At 55.2% G+C, this 15,764-nt stretch carries 15 protein-coding genes; 8 read left to right on the forward strand and 7 right to left on the reverse strand.

Annotation, left to right across the window (positions count from 1 at the left end):
• Positions 1 to 3: 3 nt before the first annotated feature.
• The gene (locus RT197_RS08905; protein ID WP_312949375.1) at positions 4 to 966 is read right to left on the reverse strand and encodes a LysR family transcriptional regulator; all 963 of its coding nucleotides are present in this window, start codon (positions 964 to 966) and stop codon (positions 4 to 6) included.
• Between the two features lie 343 nt (positions 967 to 1,309).
• On the opposite strand from RT197_RS08905, the gene RT197_RS08910 reads away from it, so the two are divergent.
• The 7 genes from RT197_RS08910 (at position 1,310) to zigA (ending at position 8,517) form a co-directional block, all read left to right on the forward strand.
• Positions 1,310 to 2,341 (forward strand): ABC transporter substrate-binding protein, encoded by a 1,032-nt coding sequence (locus tag RT197_RS08910; protein ID WP_312949377.1) that lies wholly within the window; start codon positions 1,310 to 1,312, stop codon positions 2,339 to 2,341.
• Positions 2,342 to 2,404: 63 nt separating this feature from the next.
• Positions 2,405 to 3,259 (forward strand): ABC transporter permease, encoded by an 855-nt coding sequence (locus RT197_RS08915; RefSeq protein ID WP_312949379.1) that lies wholly within the window; start codon positions 2,405 to 2,407, stop codon positions 3,257 to 3,259.
• 1 nt (position 3,260) lies between these two features.
• A complete protein-coding gene (locus tag RT197_RS08920; protein WP_312949382.1) occupies positions 3,261 to 4,079 on the forward strand; it encodes an ABC transporter permease in 819 nt (272 codons plus the stop codon).
• Between the two features lie 129 nt (positions 4,080 to 4,208).
• Positions 4,209 to 5,459 (forward strand): NAD(P)/FAD-dependent oxidoreductase, encoded by a 1,251-nt coding sequence (locus RT197_RS08925; RefSeq protein WP_312949384.1) that lies wholly within the window; start codon positions 4,209 to 4,211, stop codon positions 5,457 to 5,459.
• A 76-nt stretch (positions 5,460 to 5,535) separates the two neighbouring features.
• Positions 5,536 to 6,699 carry an alpha-hydroxy acid oxidase gene (locus RT197_RS08930; protein WP_312949387.1) on the forward strand — a complete coding sequence of 388 codons (1,164 nt, stop codon included), beginning with the start codon at positions 5,536 to 5,538 and terminating at the stop codon, positions 6,697 to 6,699.
• Positions 6,700 to 7,004: 305 nt separating this feature from the next.
• Positions 7,005 to 7,289: a hypothetical protein gene (locus tag RT197_RS08935; protein ID WP_312949390.1), complete on the forward strand. Its 285-nt coding sequence runs from the start codon at positions 7,005 to 7,007 to the stop codon at positions 7,287 to 7,289.
• Positions 7,290 to 7,293: 4 nt separating this feature from the next.
• Positions 7,294 to 8,517 (forward strand): zinc metallochaperone GTPase ZigA, encoded by a 1,224-nt coding sequence (zigA, locus tag RT197_RS08940; RefSeq protein ID WP_312949392.1) that lies wholly within the window; start codon positions 7,294 to 7,296, stop codon positions 8,515 to 8,517.
• Between the two features lie 122 nt (positions 8,518 to 8,639).
• Here the strand turns inward: zigA and RT197_RS08945 are convergent, their stop codons facing one another.
• From RT197_RS08945 to RT197_RS08965, 5 genes are all read right to left on the reverse strand, one after another.
• The gene (locus RT197_RS08945; protein WP_312949395.1) at positions 8,640 to 9,485 is read right to left on the reverse strand and encodes a metal ABC transporter permease; all 846 of its coding nucleotides are present in this window, start codon (positions 9,483 to 9,485) and stop codon (positions 8,640 to 8,642) included.
• Positions 9,482 to 10,339, reverse strand: a complete 858-nt coding sequence (gene sitC / locus RT197_RS08950) for an iron/manganese ABC transporter permease subunit SitC (RefSeq protein ID WP_312949397.1) — start codon at positions 10,337 to 10,339, stop codon at positions 9,482 to 9,484. Before sitC ends, RT197_RS08945 begins: the two co-directional genes overlap by 4 nt.
• The gene (locus tag RT197_RS08955) at positions 10,339 to 11,163 is read right to left on the reverse strand and encodes a manganese/iron ABC transporter ATP-binding protein (protein WP_312949400.1); all 825 of its coding nucleotides are present in this window, start codon (positions 11,161 to 11,163) and stop codon (positions 10,339 to 10,341) included. Before RT197_RS08955 ends, sitC begins: the two co-directional genes overlap by 1 nt.
• Positions 11,164 to 11,166: 3 nt before the next feature.
• Positions 11,167 to 12,075 (reverse strand): metal ABC transporter substrate-binding protein, encoded by a 909-nt coding sequence (locus tag RT197_RS08960; protein WP_312949403.1) that lies wholly within the window; start codon positions 12,073 to 12,075, stop codon positions 11,167 to 11,169.
• Positions 12,076 to 12,580: 505 nt separating this feature from the next.
• A complete protein-coding gene (locus tag RT197_RS08965; RefSeq protein WP_312949406.1) occupies positions 12,581 to 13,597 on the reverse strand; it encodes an NADP-dependent oxidoreductase in 1,017 nt (338 codons plus the stop codon).
• A gap of 90 nt (positions 13,598 to 13,687) precedes the next feature.
• On the opposite strand from RT197_RS08965, the gene RT197_RS08970 reads away from it, so the two are divergent.
• Positions 13,688 to 14,590, forward strand: a complete 903-nt coding sequence (locus RT197_RS08970) for a LysR family transcriptional regulator (protein WP_312949409.1) — start codon at positions 13,688 to 13,690, stop codon at positions 14,588 to 14,590.
• Positions 14,591 to 14,622: 32 nt separating this feature from the next.
• On the opposite strand, the gene chaA is transcribed toward RT197_RS08970, so the two are convergent.
• Complete coding sequence (chaA, locus tag RT197_RS08975) at positions 14,623 to 15,717, reverse strand: sodium-potassium/proton antiporter ChaA (protein WP_312949411.1); 1,095 nt, start codon at positions 15,715 to 15,717, stop codon at positions 14,623 to 14,625.
• Between the last annotated feature and the right edge of the window lie 47 nt (positions 15,718 to 15,764).

The following is a 15,764-nucleotide window of genomic DNA, read 5'->3' on the forward strand; positions in this document are numbered from 1 at the left end:
ACGTCAGGCCACCCGAACCACCTGCGGATCGAAATAGCTTGGCGCGGCCATGCCGGGAATATACTGGTCGGAGATAAACATCCGGCACCGCTCGGCGAAGGCATTCACCACCATCGAATACTGGATGTGGGCCACGGTGGCGTAACCGAGTTTCATTGGCCTGTTCACCCCCGCCAGCCGCACGCGGATCAGCCGTTTGCCATCCTGAGACAGATGCGATTTCGGACGCACGTTGGCGATACCAAATCCCACGCCGTTTGCCACCATCGCGCGAACCACTTCCATATTGGCGGAGCGCATCACCACATTCGGGCTGACGCCCGCTTCGCTAAACAGGCCGAGGAAATATTCACGGCTCCACGGCATATCCAGCAATACCATCGGCATTGTCGCCAGATCCTGAATGGTCACCGCCGACTGCGCCGCCAGCGGATGATGCTCGCCGACCATCACATAGGGCGGCAACTGCGCCAGTGAGGTAAACGCGATGTCGTTGGCGGGCACTAAATCGTAAGTCAGGGCAATATCGATATCGGCGGCGCGCAACTGTTTCAGTAACTGTTCGTGATTCCCTTCCACCATCGTGATACGCACGCCGGGAAACGCCCGACCAAAACCAAACACCAGTTCCGGGGTCAGCATTGGTGCCAGCGTATCCAGACAGCCCACGCGCAGCGGGCCGCGCACATGGTTCATTGACTCTGAGGCAATTGTATAAAGATTCATCATTTGTTCCAGAATGAGCTTTGCCTCTTTCAGAACCTGATGGCCGATGGCGGTCAGCGAAACGCCCTGCGCGTGATGACGCACAAAGAGCTGTACGCCCAGTTCAGATTCAATATGAGTGATGGCCGCAGAAATCGACGGCGAGGAAACGTGGATACGTTCCGATGCGCCAATAATGCTGCCAGCCTCTCCGGAGGCGACAAAATATTCCAGCTGACGCTGGGTGATGCGACTGAGCATGCAGGTTCTCCTGAGATCGCTGACGCAATCATGTCGCGTCAGTCATTCTAATAGTGCTTTTTATCTTGCATTTATCATGCCAGAAGCCAAATAACAGCATAATCCTCTGAGCGCGTGAGCGTGCTCCTTCGCTTCAGCCTCATCTCTGGTTAAGAAAATCTGTTGCAAACGCGCGCCTTTTTTAGCGTCAGAAATTCTGATGCAACGACGAGGAAAAGGCTGTTTTACGCCATCCGCACGGCACGGCATTATCGATTTCACACCAGGGAACACCGTTTGCTCCGCATTGGCGCGCCGGGTTTCAGATTGCTACAACAGCCATTTCATCCATGGGGATTAGAATATGTTGCCAAAAATGTGTGCCTTGACGTTGTTGACCACCACGGTATTAAGCGCAGGAAATGTGATGGCCGCAGACAAGCTGATTGTCAGCACCTGGGGCGGCGGCTTTAAGGATCTGATCGATCAAACGATTGCCAAAGAGTTCACCAAAGAGACCGGCGTGGAAGTGCAGTTTGTTACCGGCGGGACCATCGATCGTCTGAATAAAGCGAAGCTGGCAGGCGGCTCGCCTGAAACGGACGTGACGTTTACCACGGCGCATGTCGGTTATCTGTATGCCAACAGCGGCCTGTTTGAAAAACTGGATATGAGTAAAGTCCCGAACGCGGCGAATCTGGTGCAGCAGGCGAAAGTCAGCCCTTATCACCTCGGCGTATGGGGCTATGTTTACACCATCGGCTATCGCCCGGATCTGGTAGCGAAGGGCGAAACCTTCGCGAGCTGGAACGATCTGTGGAAGCCAGAGCTGAAAGGCTCGCTGGCGCTGCCGGACTGGGACCCGAGCCATATTATTGCGGTGTCCGCCAAACTCTCCGGCAGCGATGCGGCGCACTGGCAGCAGGGTCAGGCGAAGCTGAAAGCGCTGATCCCGAATATCAAATCCTTCTATACCGATGATGCCAACAGTCAGCAACTGATGTCCACGGGCGAAACGCCGGTGCAGGTGATGCTGTCGATGAACGCCTACAACATGATGGCCGAAGGGGTAGACATCAAGCTGGCAATACCCAAAGAGGGGGCGATTCTGGGCGTCGATACTCTGGGGATCAATAAAGGCACCCGACACGCCGATCTCGCCTATAAGTTCCTGAACATCGCCCTGAAGCCCGAAATTCAGGAGCAGGTGGCGAAGATTTATCACGGCAGTCCGACCGTGACCAACGCCCATATCGATCCAGAACTGGCCAAACTGCCGGGTATGCTGACGACCCCTGAGCAGTGGAACGCCACGATCAACACCGATCCGCAACTGCGCGCTGAAAAAACCGCAGAGTGGCGTCAGTGGTTCTCTGAAAACATCATGTCTCACTGATTTACCGGGCGGCCTGCGGGCCGCCGTATTTCCACCGGCAATACTTTACTCAGGCCAACGTCTATGACGAGAAAACCGACATTTTTACCCTGGTTCATTATTCCCGCCATGCTGACCGCCACCGGGCTGGTGGTCGCCATGTTCGCCGTGATGCAGTTCAGCGTGCGGGCCTATATCCCCGGTTCGCTCGATGTGGGCGGACTGACGCTGGCGAACTTCAACGGCCTGTTTAAAAGCATCTATGCCGATGCCTTTATAAACACCGTCATGCTGAGCGCCAAAACCGCGATCTTTGGCCTGCTGATGAGTTATCCGCTGGCGTATGCCCTGGTGCGCGCCCGCACGGCGTGGGTCAAATCCACGATTTTGATCATCGCCATCACGCCGCTGTTTCTCGGTGAAGTGGTGCGCACTTATTCATGGATTATCGTGCTGGGGAATAGCGGTTTTCTGAATAGCCTGCTGCTGGCGTTGGGCATCATCTCTACTCCCATTCAGTTTATGTTTACGCAAACAGGGGTGGTGCTGGCGCTGGTACACGTCACCATGCCGATTATGGTGCTGATGCTGGCGACCGCGTTATCGCATATCAACCCTGATTACGAGAAAGCCGCCACCAGCCTTGGCGCAGGTCCGATCCGCACCTTGCTGACGGTGACGATCCCGCTGTCTATTCCTGGGATTGTCTCCAGCCTGACAACCGCCTTTGCCTGGACTTTTAGCGCCTTTGCCACACCGCAGCTCATCGGGGGCGGACGGGTCAGTACCGTGGCAACCATGGTCTATCAGCTGGGGTTCTCGTCGATGAACTTCCCGTTTGCCGCCGCACTCAGCATTGCGGGGTTGATCCTCACCATTCTGTTGTTAATCGCGCTGAAACGTATGACCCGATTCCTGCACGCGATGGGAGAGCACTGATATGACCCGTTCCATGAACGATAAACTGACGACGCTGGCGGGCCGCCTGCTGGTCGCCGCGATCCTGATCTTTGTAATGCTGCCGACCATCGTGGTGTTTATCTCCTCGTTCAGCAGCACCTCGGTACTGTTCTTCCCGCCCAGGGGCTGGTCGCTACGCTGGTTTGAACGGGCGGTGAATTACGATGATTTTCGCCACGGCTTTTATTCCGGGCTGATTGTCACCGCGTGGGCCTCGTCGCTGGCAGTGATCATCGGTGCGACGCTGGCGATTGCCATTGAACGCTATTCGTTTCCGTGCAAGCAAATCCTGGAAGGGATCCTGCTGTCGCCGCTGTTTATCCCGCATTTCACCATCGGGCTGGGCCTGCTGATGCTGGTGTCGCAACTCAGCCTGGGGCGGGGCTATCCGCTGGTGATTTTCTGCCACATCGTACTGGTACTGCCATTTGTGTTGCGCAGCGTATATGTGTCGCTAAAAAATCTGGAACAGCGCATTGAGCTGGCGGCGGCGAGTCTCGGCGCGTCACCACTGCGCGTCGTGTGGACCATCACCGTGCCGCTGATTATTCCGGGTCTGTTTGGCGGCTGGCTTTTTGCGGCGATCCTGTCCTTTAATGAATTTACCGCCTCGTTGTTTATTACCACCCAGGCGACTCAGACGTTGCCGGTGGCGATGTACAACTACGTCCGTGAATTTGCTGACCCGACGCTGGCCGCCCTGTCAGTAATTTATATTGCCGTCACCGCCACCCTGTTAATTATTGCCAATAAGTTTCTGGGGCTGGGGAAAATATTAAATGTCGAAACCCGGCATTAATAGCAAATGAAGTCATGCGCTTTGGATTTTCCGAAGCGCTGCATTTAAAAAGCCTGATTATCATTCATGTGCCACCCGATTACGCTTAGCGATAAGAATATCGAGGCCGCTTATATTTAGGGATTCAACATGTCAGTAGAAAAAATTAATACCGTAATTGTTGGGGCTGGTCAGGCCGGTATCGCCATGAGTGAACATCTGGCGCTGATGGGCGTCCCCCATGTGGTACTGGAACGTAGCCGGATCGCGGAGCGCTGGCGCTCTGAACGCTGGGATTCGCTGGTAGCGAATGGTCCTGCCTGGCATGACCGCTTTCCGTCGCTGAAATTCGACAATATTTCCCAGGAAGCTTTCCCGCCGAAAGAGCGGATGGCCCAGTATTTCGAAGACTATGCGCAGATGCTCAATGCGCCAGTGCGTACCGGCGTTGACGTGCATCGGGTTGAGCGGCTGGCGGGACGCAGCGGGTTCAGCGTGCTGACCTCCGCCGGTGAATTTGAGGCCGACAACGTGGTTGCCGCCACCGGCCCGTTCCAGAAACCAGCATTCCCGCAGATTGTGCCGGACACCGCCGGGGTGCAGCAGATGCATTCTTCCGCCTATAAAAATCCGCAGCAGTTGCCCGCAGGCGGCGTACTGGTGGTGGGCGCGGGCGCGTCCGGTACGCAAATTGCTGAAGAACTGCGAAAATCGGGCCGCGACGTTTATCTCTCGGTTGGCGAACACTATCGCCCGCCGCGCGCTTATCGCGATCGTGATTATTGCTGGTGGCTCGGGGCGCTCGGCCTGTGGGATGAGGTGAAAATCAAGCCGAAGAAAGAGCACGTCGCGTTTGCGGTGAGCGGTTATGAAGGCGGCAAAACCGTGGATTTCCGCCGCCTCGCCCATATGGGGATTACGCTGGTCGGCATCACCCAGCGCTGGGATAACGGCGTGATACGCTTTGCTGACGGGCTGGCGGAGAATATCGCGGCGGGTGATAAAGCCTATTTTGACGTGCTGCGCGATGCGGATGCGTATATCGAACGCAACGGTCTGGATTTGCCGCCGGAGCCGCAGGCATGGGAACTGCTGCCGGACCCGGAATGCCTGCTCAATCCGCTGACCGAAGTGGATATTGCCGCAGCGGGCATTACCACTATTATCTGGGCGACCGGGTTTAAATTTGATTTTAGCTGGCTACAGGTTGATGCTTTTGACGAAAAAGGATTGCCGTACCATAAACGCGGTATTTCCGCAGAACGCGGCATTTATTTTCTCGGCCTGCCGAATCTGGTTAATCGCGCCTCGTCATTTATTTACGGCGTCTGGCATGACGCTAAATATATTGCCGACCATATTGTTTTGCAGAACGCCTATAGCGACTACGTGAAGTCATAATTTTTACTGTCTGTTTTCTCCCCATCGTCCGTGGCTAAATACGCATTATTTAGCCACCTTTTATTGGATAACTGATGTGACCATCACCTGTATTGAAGAGCTACGGCAACTGGCGCGCAAACGGGTGCCAAAAATGTTTTATGATTATGTGGATGCAGGCTCCTGGACCGAATATAGCTATCGTGCCAATGAAGCTGATTTACATCGCCTCGAGTTTCGCCAGCGCGTGGCGGTCGATATTAGCGGGCGTAGCACGGCCAGCGTGATGGTCGGACAGGCCGTTACGATGCCGGTCGCCATTGCGCCCACCGGCTTAACCGGCATGATCCATCCCGACGGCGAAATCCTTGCGGCGCGGGCGGCAAAAAATTTCGGCATTCCGTTCACGCTCTCCACCATGAGCATTTGTTCGATTGAGGCGGTGGCGCAGGCGACGGAATACCATCCATTCTGGTTTCAGCTTTACGTGATGCGCGATCGGCGGTTTGTCGCGAGTCTGATCGATCGCGCAAAAGCCGCCAACTGCGGCGCGCTGGTCGTCACTCTGGATCTCCAGGTCTTTGGTCAGCGCCATAAAGACATTAAAAATGGCCTGTCGACGCCGCCAAAAATGACCCTGCGCAACCTGCTGAATATTGCCAGCAAACCGCGCTGGTGCCGCGCGATGCTCGCCACCCGTCATCGTAATTTTGGCAATATCATTGGTCACGCCAGCGGTGTGAATAACATTGATGCGATGGTCGAGTGGACCGCGCAGCAGTTTGATCCCTGTCTTTCCTGGCAGGATATCGAGTGGATCAAACGGCGCTGGGGCGGCAAGCTAATCGTCAAGGGCATTATGGATGTTGAGGATGCGCGACTGGCGGTCGCGGCGGGGGCGGATGCGCTGATCGTCTCCAATCACGGCGGGCGTCAACTGGATGGGGTGTCGTCGTCCATTAGCGTGCTGCCGGAAATTGTCGCGGCAGTGGGCGAGAATATCGAAGTCCATTTCGATGGCGGTATCCGCTCCGGGCAGGATGTGCTGAAGGCCATTGCGCTGGGGGCGAAGGGAACCTGGATTGGGCGCAGTATGCTGTATGGCTTAGGCGCGCTGGGGGAAGAGGGGGTCACGATGGCGCTGAATATCATTCGCAACGAATTTGATTTGTCGATGGCTTTTTGCGGCAAAACCGATGTGGCAGCGATTGACGCCGGGATCCTGCGTAACCGCCCGCCCGAGCCCCGTTTGCAATTTTAGCGGGACGATTTTGGGATATCTATTCTTCCAGTCAATGATTGTTGAATACCGCGTTGACCCTGCCCGAAAATAATATTCGGGGGGCGGACGGCCTGCGCAGCCCCGGAATTCGGTCGATCGCAAACAATTTCCGACCCTGCTGATCCTGAAGTAAAAGATGTTAGTGGTTTTTTATCGCGACCAAAAAAACATGAATGGCTGTTTTTATAAAATCGGTTTGTATTGATGACTGAGCATGATGCACGTCATCATTCCGGATCGCGGCTTTTCCAGGTAATCAGGGCAAATCACCCTGGGTCTTTTTTATGAATTTGCCGCAAATAATCCAGAGAGCACTGTTTATTATTCACCGAGCCTGTCCTCCTGACGTTATCAACACGACATCTTCTTTTCTCATCCCGGCGCGAGGAAACCTGGCGGCGATTGCGCGGCATAAAAAGAAGAACTGGAAAAGGTTATTGTTACGTTATAACATAACAATAACTGGAGGGGTGCCAATGTTTCTGTTACTGGAAGAAGCCCATGCGGGCGCGGTTTTTAAACTTGACGCTACCCGGATCAGCCGCACCTGGATACCTGAGGAGATGTAAAGCAATGTCAGAAGTCAGTGCAAATTTTCATGGCGATAAACGTCTGCCGGTTACCGTTCTGTCCGGGTTTCTGGGAGCAGGAAAAACGACCCTGCTTAACCATATCCTGAACAACCGGGAAGGACGTCGGGTGGCCGTCATCGTCAATGATATGTCAGAGGTGAATATTGATGCTGCGCTGGTCAGGGAAGGGGGCGCAGAACTTTCCCGCACGGATGAAAAACTGGTTGAAATGAGCAACGGGTGCATCTGTTGCACATTGCGGGAAGATCTTTTGCTTGAGGTCAATCGTCTGGCGAAAGAAGGGCGTTTTGATCAGCTGGTAATTGAATCTACAGGGATCTCGGAACCGCTCCCGGTTGCAGAGACCTTTACCTTTGCCGGTGATGACGGTGAAAGTCTGTCCACGTTGGCGCGCCTTGATACCATGGTCACGGTGGTCGATGCCTACAATTTTCTGAAAGATTACGCTTCCGAAGACAGTATCCGGTCACGCGGAGAATCGCTGGGTGAAGGTGATGAAAGGAGCGTTGTTGACCTGCTGATCGACCAGATTGAATTCTGCGATGTGCTGATCCTGAATAAAGTTGATCTCATCAGTGAAGCGCAAAAAGAAAAGCTGATGGCGGTATTACGCTCGCTCAATTCACGCGCCAGAATCGTCGTTGCACAGTTCGGCCAGGTTCCGCTGGATAACGTCCTCAGTACCGGACTGTTTGATTTCGATCAGGCTGCTCAGGCCCCCGGCTGGCTTAAAGAGCTGCGCGGTGAGCATATGCCGGAGACTGAAGAATATGGGATCACCAGTTTTGTTTTCCGCGCCCGTCGGCCTTTTCATCCGGCGCGTTTCTGGCAGGTGATGGCGCATGAACTCACTGGCGTGGTCAGATCAAAAGGTTACTTCTGGCTGGCCAGCCGCCCGGAATTTGCCGGTTCCTGGTCACAGGCGGGCGGGGTGGCGCGGGAGGGACTGGGCGGAATGTGGTGGGCCAGCGTACCAAAAGAACGCTGGCCGGAGGATGCCGAATCCGTCAATTTCATTATGTCTCACTGGATCGATGGCATTGGTGATGCGCGTCAGGAGCTGGTTTTTATCGGTATGGAAATGAACGAATCAGACCTGCGCGCCAGGCTGGATGCAGCCCTGTTAACGGATGCCGAAATGGCTGAGGGACCGCAACAATGGCGTAATTACCCCGATCCTGTTGAGCCATGGTTCGGGGAATAAAACCCAGGCACCCGAATTTATCGGGTGCCTGACGCTATCAGCAGGACTTCTTCCGGTGGCTTATCCGTGATGAAAGGCAGCAACGTGTCGATCATTTAGCTCAGATATTGCGGTGTCTGCTTTTATTCCTGTATGACTCTCAGGCGCTCAAGCCGCCGCGCCTGGCGGCTGGAAAACACAAACGCCACGACAAAGACCACCGCAAACAGCACGACGATGGTGGGCGCTGGCGCGCTATCAAGATAAAACGACAGACAGACGCCGCTTAGTGAGACAAGTGCCGAGACGGCCATCGCAATCCATAGCGCGACGTAAAAACGTTTTGTCAGCAGCACGGCAATGGCACCCGGCGCGATCAGCAGCGAAATGGAGAGGATGATACCCACGGCTTTCAGCGTCGCCACAATGGTCAGCGAAACCATACAGAGAAGCCCATAATGCAGCCATCGGGTGCGTAAGCCGCAGGCCTGTGCCTGTTGGTAATCGAAGCAGAAAAGTAAAAGATCGCGCCACTTCACCGCGATCGCGAGCACAATCAGCCCCGCGATCGCCCCGGTTTGCATGAGATCGTCGGGATTAATGCCGAGCATGTCGCCAAACAAAATGTGGTCGAGATGCACTTCCGGCTGCACGGCAATATATAAAATAAGGCCAGCAGCAAACATGCCGGAAAAAACGATCCCCATGACGGTGTCCTGTTTGATCCGGCTGTTATCTTTCAGATAACCGGTCACCACCGCGCAAAACAGCCCGGCGCTAAACGCGCCCACCGCCAGCGGCAGGCCCAGCATCCAGGCCAGCACCACGCCGGGAAAAACCGCGTGGCTCATGGCATCGCCCATCAGCGCCCATCCTTTTAACACCAGAAAAACGGATAACAGCGCGCAGGGGATAGCCACCATCAGCGAAATCAACAGCGCGTTATTCATAAAAGCGAACTGGAACGGTTCAAGCAGCAACGCGATCATCGATCATCCTCCAGGGTCAGCCGCGCGCGACGACGATTTGCCAGCAGCCCGTGGGTGGGCGCAAAGAAAAACGCCAGCAGAAACAGCAGGGTCTGCGCGACCACAATAATGCCGCCGGTTGCGCCGTCCAGGTAATAACTCGCCCAGGCACCAAGAAAGCTGGTCACGCTGCCAAGGGCGACGGCAATAATGAGCAGGCGCGAGAAGCGGTCCGTCAACAGCCATGCCGTCGCGCCAGGCGTGACCACCAGGCAGATCACCAGAAATGCGCCGACGGTTTGAAGCGCGGCAACGGTAGAGACGGCCAGCAGGGTAAAAAAGAGGAATTTGAGCCGTTCCGGGCGCAGGCCAATCGCGCGCGCATGGTTCTCATCAAAAAAAGTCACCATCAGATCTTTCCACTTAAAAAGCAGAATGAGCATGGAGGTCACGCCGATGATCGCCAGTTGAATAATATCCGCAGGGGCGATAGCCAGAATATTACCCAGCACGATGGTTTGAATATTCACGGACGTGGGATTGAGCGAGACCATAAACAGGCCCAGGCCAAAAAATGAAGAGAATATCAGCCCAATGATGGCATCTTCTTTCAGGCGGGTGCGCTGATTGAGAAAAAACATGCTGCCCGCCGCCAGACCGCCCGACAAAAACGCGCCCAGCGAAAAGGGCAGGCCGAGCATATACGCTCCCGCAACGCCGGGTACGATAGAGTGCGACAGGGCATCACCTATCAGCGACCAGCCCTTAAGCATCAAATAGCACGACAAAAAGGCGCACAGCCCGCCGACCATCGCCGAAACCCACATGGCATTGAGCATATACTCGTATCCGAACGGTTCCAGAATCGCGTTCATCAAAGCCTCCGCTGGCTAACGGGCAGACCGGGCGTGACCAGTGCTTGCGCGCGGTCATTGCTCGCTCGCGCGGGTGACCCGGTCAGGGCAACAGGGTGCAGCATACCGCTAAAGGCCCGCTCCAGATTTTCTGCCGTAAAGGTGGTTTCCGTAGGACCGCTCGCGAGGACGGTGCCTTTAACCATGACGGTGTAATCACAAAAATCGGTGACGGAGGCCAGATTGTGCGTGGAGACCAGCATGGTTTTTCCTTCATTGCGCAGCTCGGCGAGCAGGCTGATGATCCTGGCTTCGGTTTTCATATCCACGCCGGTAAAAGGCTCATCCAGCAGGATCACTTCCCCTTGCTGGGCAATTGCCCGCGCCAGGAAGACGCGCTTCTTCTGCCCGCCGGAAAGCTCACCGATCTGGCGATGGCGGAAGTCCTGCATATCTACCCGTTCCAGCGCGTCGGTGACGATGCGGCGATCGTGCTCTTTGGGAATACGCAGCATCCCCATATGACCGTAGCGTCCCATCATCACCACGTCTTCCACCAGTACCGGGAAAGACCAGTCCACCTCTTCCGCCTGGGGTACATAAGCGACAAGATTGCGTTTCAGGGCCTGACGCGTGGGCATTCCGGCGACTGAAATTGTCCCGGCGGCCAGGCGCACGAAGCCCATAATCGCTTTGAAGAGGGTGGATTTACCGGAACCGTTCACCCCGACCAGCGCGGCGATGGAGCCTCCCGGAACGCTGAAAGTGGCGTCTCGCAGTGCCGTATGGCCGTTGCGCCAGGTGACCGTCACCGCTGAAACCACAATACCTGGACCCTTGCTCATCAGTTACTCCTTCTGACCATCTTTAATACCCTGAACCAGCGTGCGGGTGGTGACGTTAAGCAGGTCAAGGTAGGTCGGCACCGGGCCGTTTTCCGCGCTCAGCGAATCGACATACAGTACGCCGCCGTAGTGGGAACCGGTTTCACGCGCCACCTGCCGGGCAGGTTTATCGGATACTGTGCTTTCGCTAAAGATGGCCGGAATATGGTTTTTTTTCATCAGGTCGATGACCTTGCGGATTTGCTGCGGCGTTCCCTGCTGATCGGCATTGATCGGCCACAGATAAAGTTCTTTCAGCCCTAAATCGCGCGCCAGGTAGGAAAACGCGCCTTCGCTGGTGACGATCCAGCGCTGGCTTTCAGGAATTTCAGCCACCTGCTGACGCAGCGGCTCAAGCGTTTCTGTGATTTTTTTCTTATAGGCGGCGGCATTGCGTTGATAAATTTCGGCGTTGACCGGGTCGTATTTCACCAGCGCGTCGCGGATATTATTCACGTAAATCAGCGCGTTATCCGGTGACATCCAGGCATGGGGATTCGGTTTACCGTTATAAGGCCCTTCACTGATGCCCATCGGTTGGATACCGGTGGTGACAATGACTTCCGGCACGTGGTTAAGGCGCTGGTAAAAGCGCTGAAACCATAGCTCAAGATTCATGCCGTTAGCCAGAATGAGCTGCGCGCTCTGGGCGCGTTTGATATCGCCGGGCGTTGGCTGATACTCATGGATCTCGGCACCAGGCCTGGTGATGGAGATGACGTCTGCCGCGTCTCCCGCCACGTTCTTAGTCATATCGGCGATAACCGTAAAAGTGGTCACGACTTTAAATTTCTCCGCCGCGCCAGCGCTGGTGGTCGCGGCGGCGAGCAGAACGCTGAACAATGCGAGCGTCATCTTTTTTATTGCCTGCATAGCGAGATCTCCTGAGGTGATTAAATTAAGAGCAAAATTAGCCTGTGCTATTTTTTATAGCACAGGCTATGTTTTAATGAAAATAATTATCTTTATCACTTAATGGTCATCCCCGGCGCAAACCTGCCTGGCGGAGCGCGATAACAGCAGCCTCTTTTTTAATGCAACACGCAGATCGTGCGACGCAACCATTACGCGCCGCTAAAGAAAACATCATCGGCAATTTTCACCATCATTATGGTGCGCAAACCCAGACCATTAGCCTGGGCACCTGTGCCGCCGTCCCGGTAGCCGGATGCGGTTGCCCCTTCTGTTCAATGTTGCGCAGCCAAAAGAGTTAAGCGTCAGGTCATCAGCATGATTTCGCGCCATTTTTGTCACAGGTCGGCGTTGCCGGGGATTTTTAGCGGGAACTGCGGGAGATCAGCAACAAAAAGACCTGAACGCCGAGCATCGCTGTCAGCATAGTTCGTATGAATGTAAAGCGCGCTTGCCGGGGAGGGCATCAGTTATTCGTCAGCACGATTTTGCCCTGAATACTGCCCATTGCCGCGCGCTGATGGGCCGCGGAAGCCATGGCTAACGGCCAGGTGCTGTCGATAACGACCCGGACAGTGCCTGTATCCAGAAGGCGACCCGCTTCAGCGAGTTGCGCCCCGCTGGAACGCACCTGGGTCGATGACACCGTGATGCCTTTTCTGGCGGCCTCATCCCATCCGTTAAACCCTAAAGGATTCACCAGAAACAGCGCGCCGCCTTGCCTGATACAGCTCAGAAAGCGCGCCATATGCGCGCCGCCCACGGCATCAAGAACAAGATCAACATTGTTCACCACCTGCTCGGCAGCCGTTTTGGTGTAGTCAATAAACTCATCGGCACCCAGCTCGTATAACAGCGCCTCATTGCGGGAAGAGGCCACCGCAATGACTCGCGCCCCTTGCCATCGGGCAATCTGTACCGCCAGGTGTCCAACGCCGCCACCGGCACCGTTAATCAATACGGTCCGGCCTTTTAATGGCACGGCGGTATGGGGGAATGACTGGAAAGGATTGGCGGCGTTATGGCCCGGTCCGATCAAAAACTGCCAGGCCGTGAGCAGCGACATCGGCGCACCCGCAGCCTGAACATGGTCAATTCCCTGCGGTTTCAGCGCCAGTTCGCAGGAAGGCACGCTGACGTAGTCGGCACAGGCACCGCTGCCCTGCATAACCCTTTCAGGAAATCGTACCATTGAATAGACTGCATCTCCCACGCTGAATCCCGCAACATTCTGGCCGACCGCAGCCACCACGCCTGAGACATCTGTACCCGGAATGAGCGGAAAAGCGGGGTCCGGCCACCATTCTGGCGGAAGGGTCCGATAACCGTCACGCAGATACCAGTCAGGCGGATTAAGACTGGCGGCATAAACCTTAACAAGCACGTCATCGCTGCCGACAAAAGGCCGGGGCGCGTCTTCATACAGCAGATTCTCTGGCCCACCAAACGCATGGAGCCGTACGGCTTTCATTATTTCAGTCATCACTCTCTCACTTTAAAAAAACACCGGAGAGAAATAATAGATCTGTTATCCGGCATTGATAATGTGGCTGAATGTCGCTTTAATTATGCCATGAAGGAACAACCCGCTTTTGAAAGACTGACCGGTCTTATTGCCTTTGCCCGTGCGGGCGCACTTGGCAGTTATACTGCCGCTGCCCGCTCGCTTGCCGTTTCACCTTCCGCGATCAGCAAAAGTATTCAGCGGCTGGAGAAACAGCTTGGCATAGTGTTATTCACCCGAACCACACGTTCGCTGGTGCTGACCGCTGAAGGCCGTGAGCTACATGAACGCGCTTTACGTCTGTTACGTGATGCGGAGGAGATTGAGCAGATAGCCAAACGCTCGCGTGCGGAGCCCGCCGGGACGTTACGCATTGCGGCATCGTTACCGACAGGCATCCATATCATTGCGCCTGTACTGGCAACCTTCTGCGCACGTTATCCGAAAATCACGATTGACCTGCGCCTGAGCGATCGCGTGATCAATATCGTCGATGAAAGCATTGATATTGCCATTCGCATCGGTGATCTTGCGGACTCAAATCTTCTGGCGCGTCGCCTTCCGGCGTATCAGATAAGTTGTTATGCCTCGCCGGACTATTTAGCGAAAAACCCCGCCCCGGAACATCCCAGTGCGGTAATGCAGCATCAAACGATTAACTTGCGTTATCAAAATACAGGGCAGCTTTTTCGCTGGCCGTTTCGCATTGGGGAGCGGGAAATTGAAATGGTGCCTTCATCAACGGTGATCGTCGATACAAGCGAAGCGGTTATCGCGGCAGTGGTTGCCGGAGCCGGAATTGGCATGGCGCCGACTTTTATGGCGGATCGCCTGGTGCGGGAGAAAAAATTAATCCCTGTGCTGGCCGATTTTGCGGTAGAGCGACGGAACATTTCGGCCGTCTGGCATGAAAGCCGCCGGTCCAGTCCGGCGGTCCGTGCTTTTCTCGATCATCTGCCAGAGCGTTTTTAACGCTTTTCCCCGGCAGCGCCGGGGAAAGGGTATCAGGCAAATATCGTCATCAAATAAGCAATAAATAACGCCAGATGCGCCGCGCCATTCAGCACGTTGGTACGGCCGGTCGAGAACGAAATCTGGCATAGCACCAGTGATGACACCATCACCACCATTTCCGGCGCGCCCAGCGCAAACATCAGGTCATTACCCGTGGCGAAAGCGATGAGCGTCACCACCGGCACGGTGAGGGAGATGGTCGCCAGCACCGAGCCGAAGAACAGGTTCATCGCCCGCTGAACCTGGTTATTGAGTACCGCCTGCATCGCCCCCAGGCCTTCCGGGGAGAGGATCAGCAATGCGACGAGGAAACCGGTAAAGGCCACCGGCGCGTTCAGTTCGGTGAGCAGCGCTTCCAGCGGCACGGCATTCATTTTGGTAACCGCAATCACCGCAATCAGATGCACGATCAGCCAAACCGTATGCCAGATATTGCTGTGCGCGGAGGGCTTGCCGTGGTGCGGATCGTCGCCTTCATCTTCGTGCTCATAAACAAACAGGCTCTGGTGCGTTTTGGTCTGGATCAGCAGAAACACGCCGTACATCGCCGCTGAAAGCAGCGCTACCAGCAGGGCCTGACCGGTGCTGAAATTCGCGCCCGGCAGCGCCATCGGGAAGACGAGGACGATAATCGCCAGCGGAAACAGGGCGATTAAATACTGTTTGATGCCGAACAGATTTACGTACTGGGTGGCAAATTTACGTCCGCCGAGCAGCAGGGCAAAACCGACCAGCCCGCCAGTGACGATCATAATGATGGAATATAAGGTGTCGCGCATTAACGTCGGCGCGGCGTCTCCGGTCGCCATTAATGCAGAAATAAGGCTGACTTCAAGAATAACCACCGAAAGGCTTAAAATCAGAGAGCCGAAGGGTTCGCCGAGGCGGTGAGCAAGAACATCTGCATGTCTGACGACGCTAAATGCACTGGCGAGGATACCGACTAATGCCAGGGCATTAATACCGATAACCACTGGCAGCGACTGGCTGTTTCCCCAAAACAGCAGCACCGCCAGCGCCAGCACCGGGAAAATAAGGGTCGTCTCCTTGTGGCGGGTTTTCACCGCCTCTTGATTGTGAGGCATAAACCATCTCCGTATTTGCAGGTATTGTAATTATAGATAACCAAAGT

This window comes from Superficieibacter sp. (genome assembly GCF_032071645.1).
In the GTDB taxonomy this organism is placed as follows: Bacteria; Pseudomonadota; Gammaproteobacteria; order Enterobacterales; family Enterobacteriaceae; genus Superficieibacter.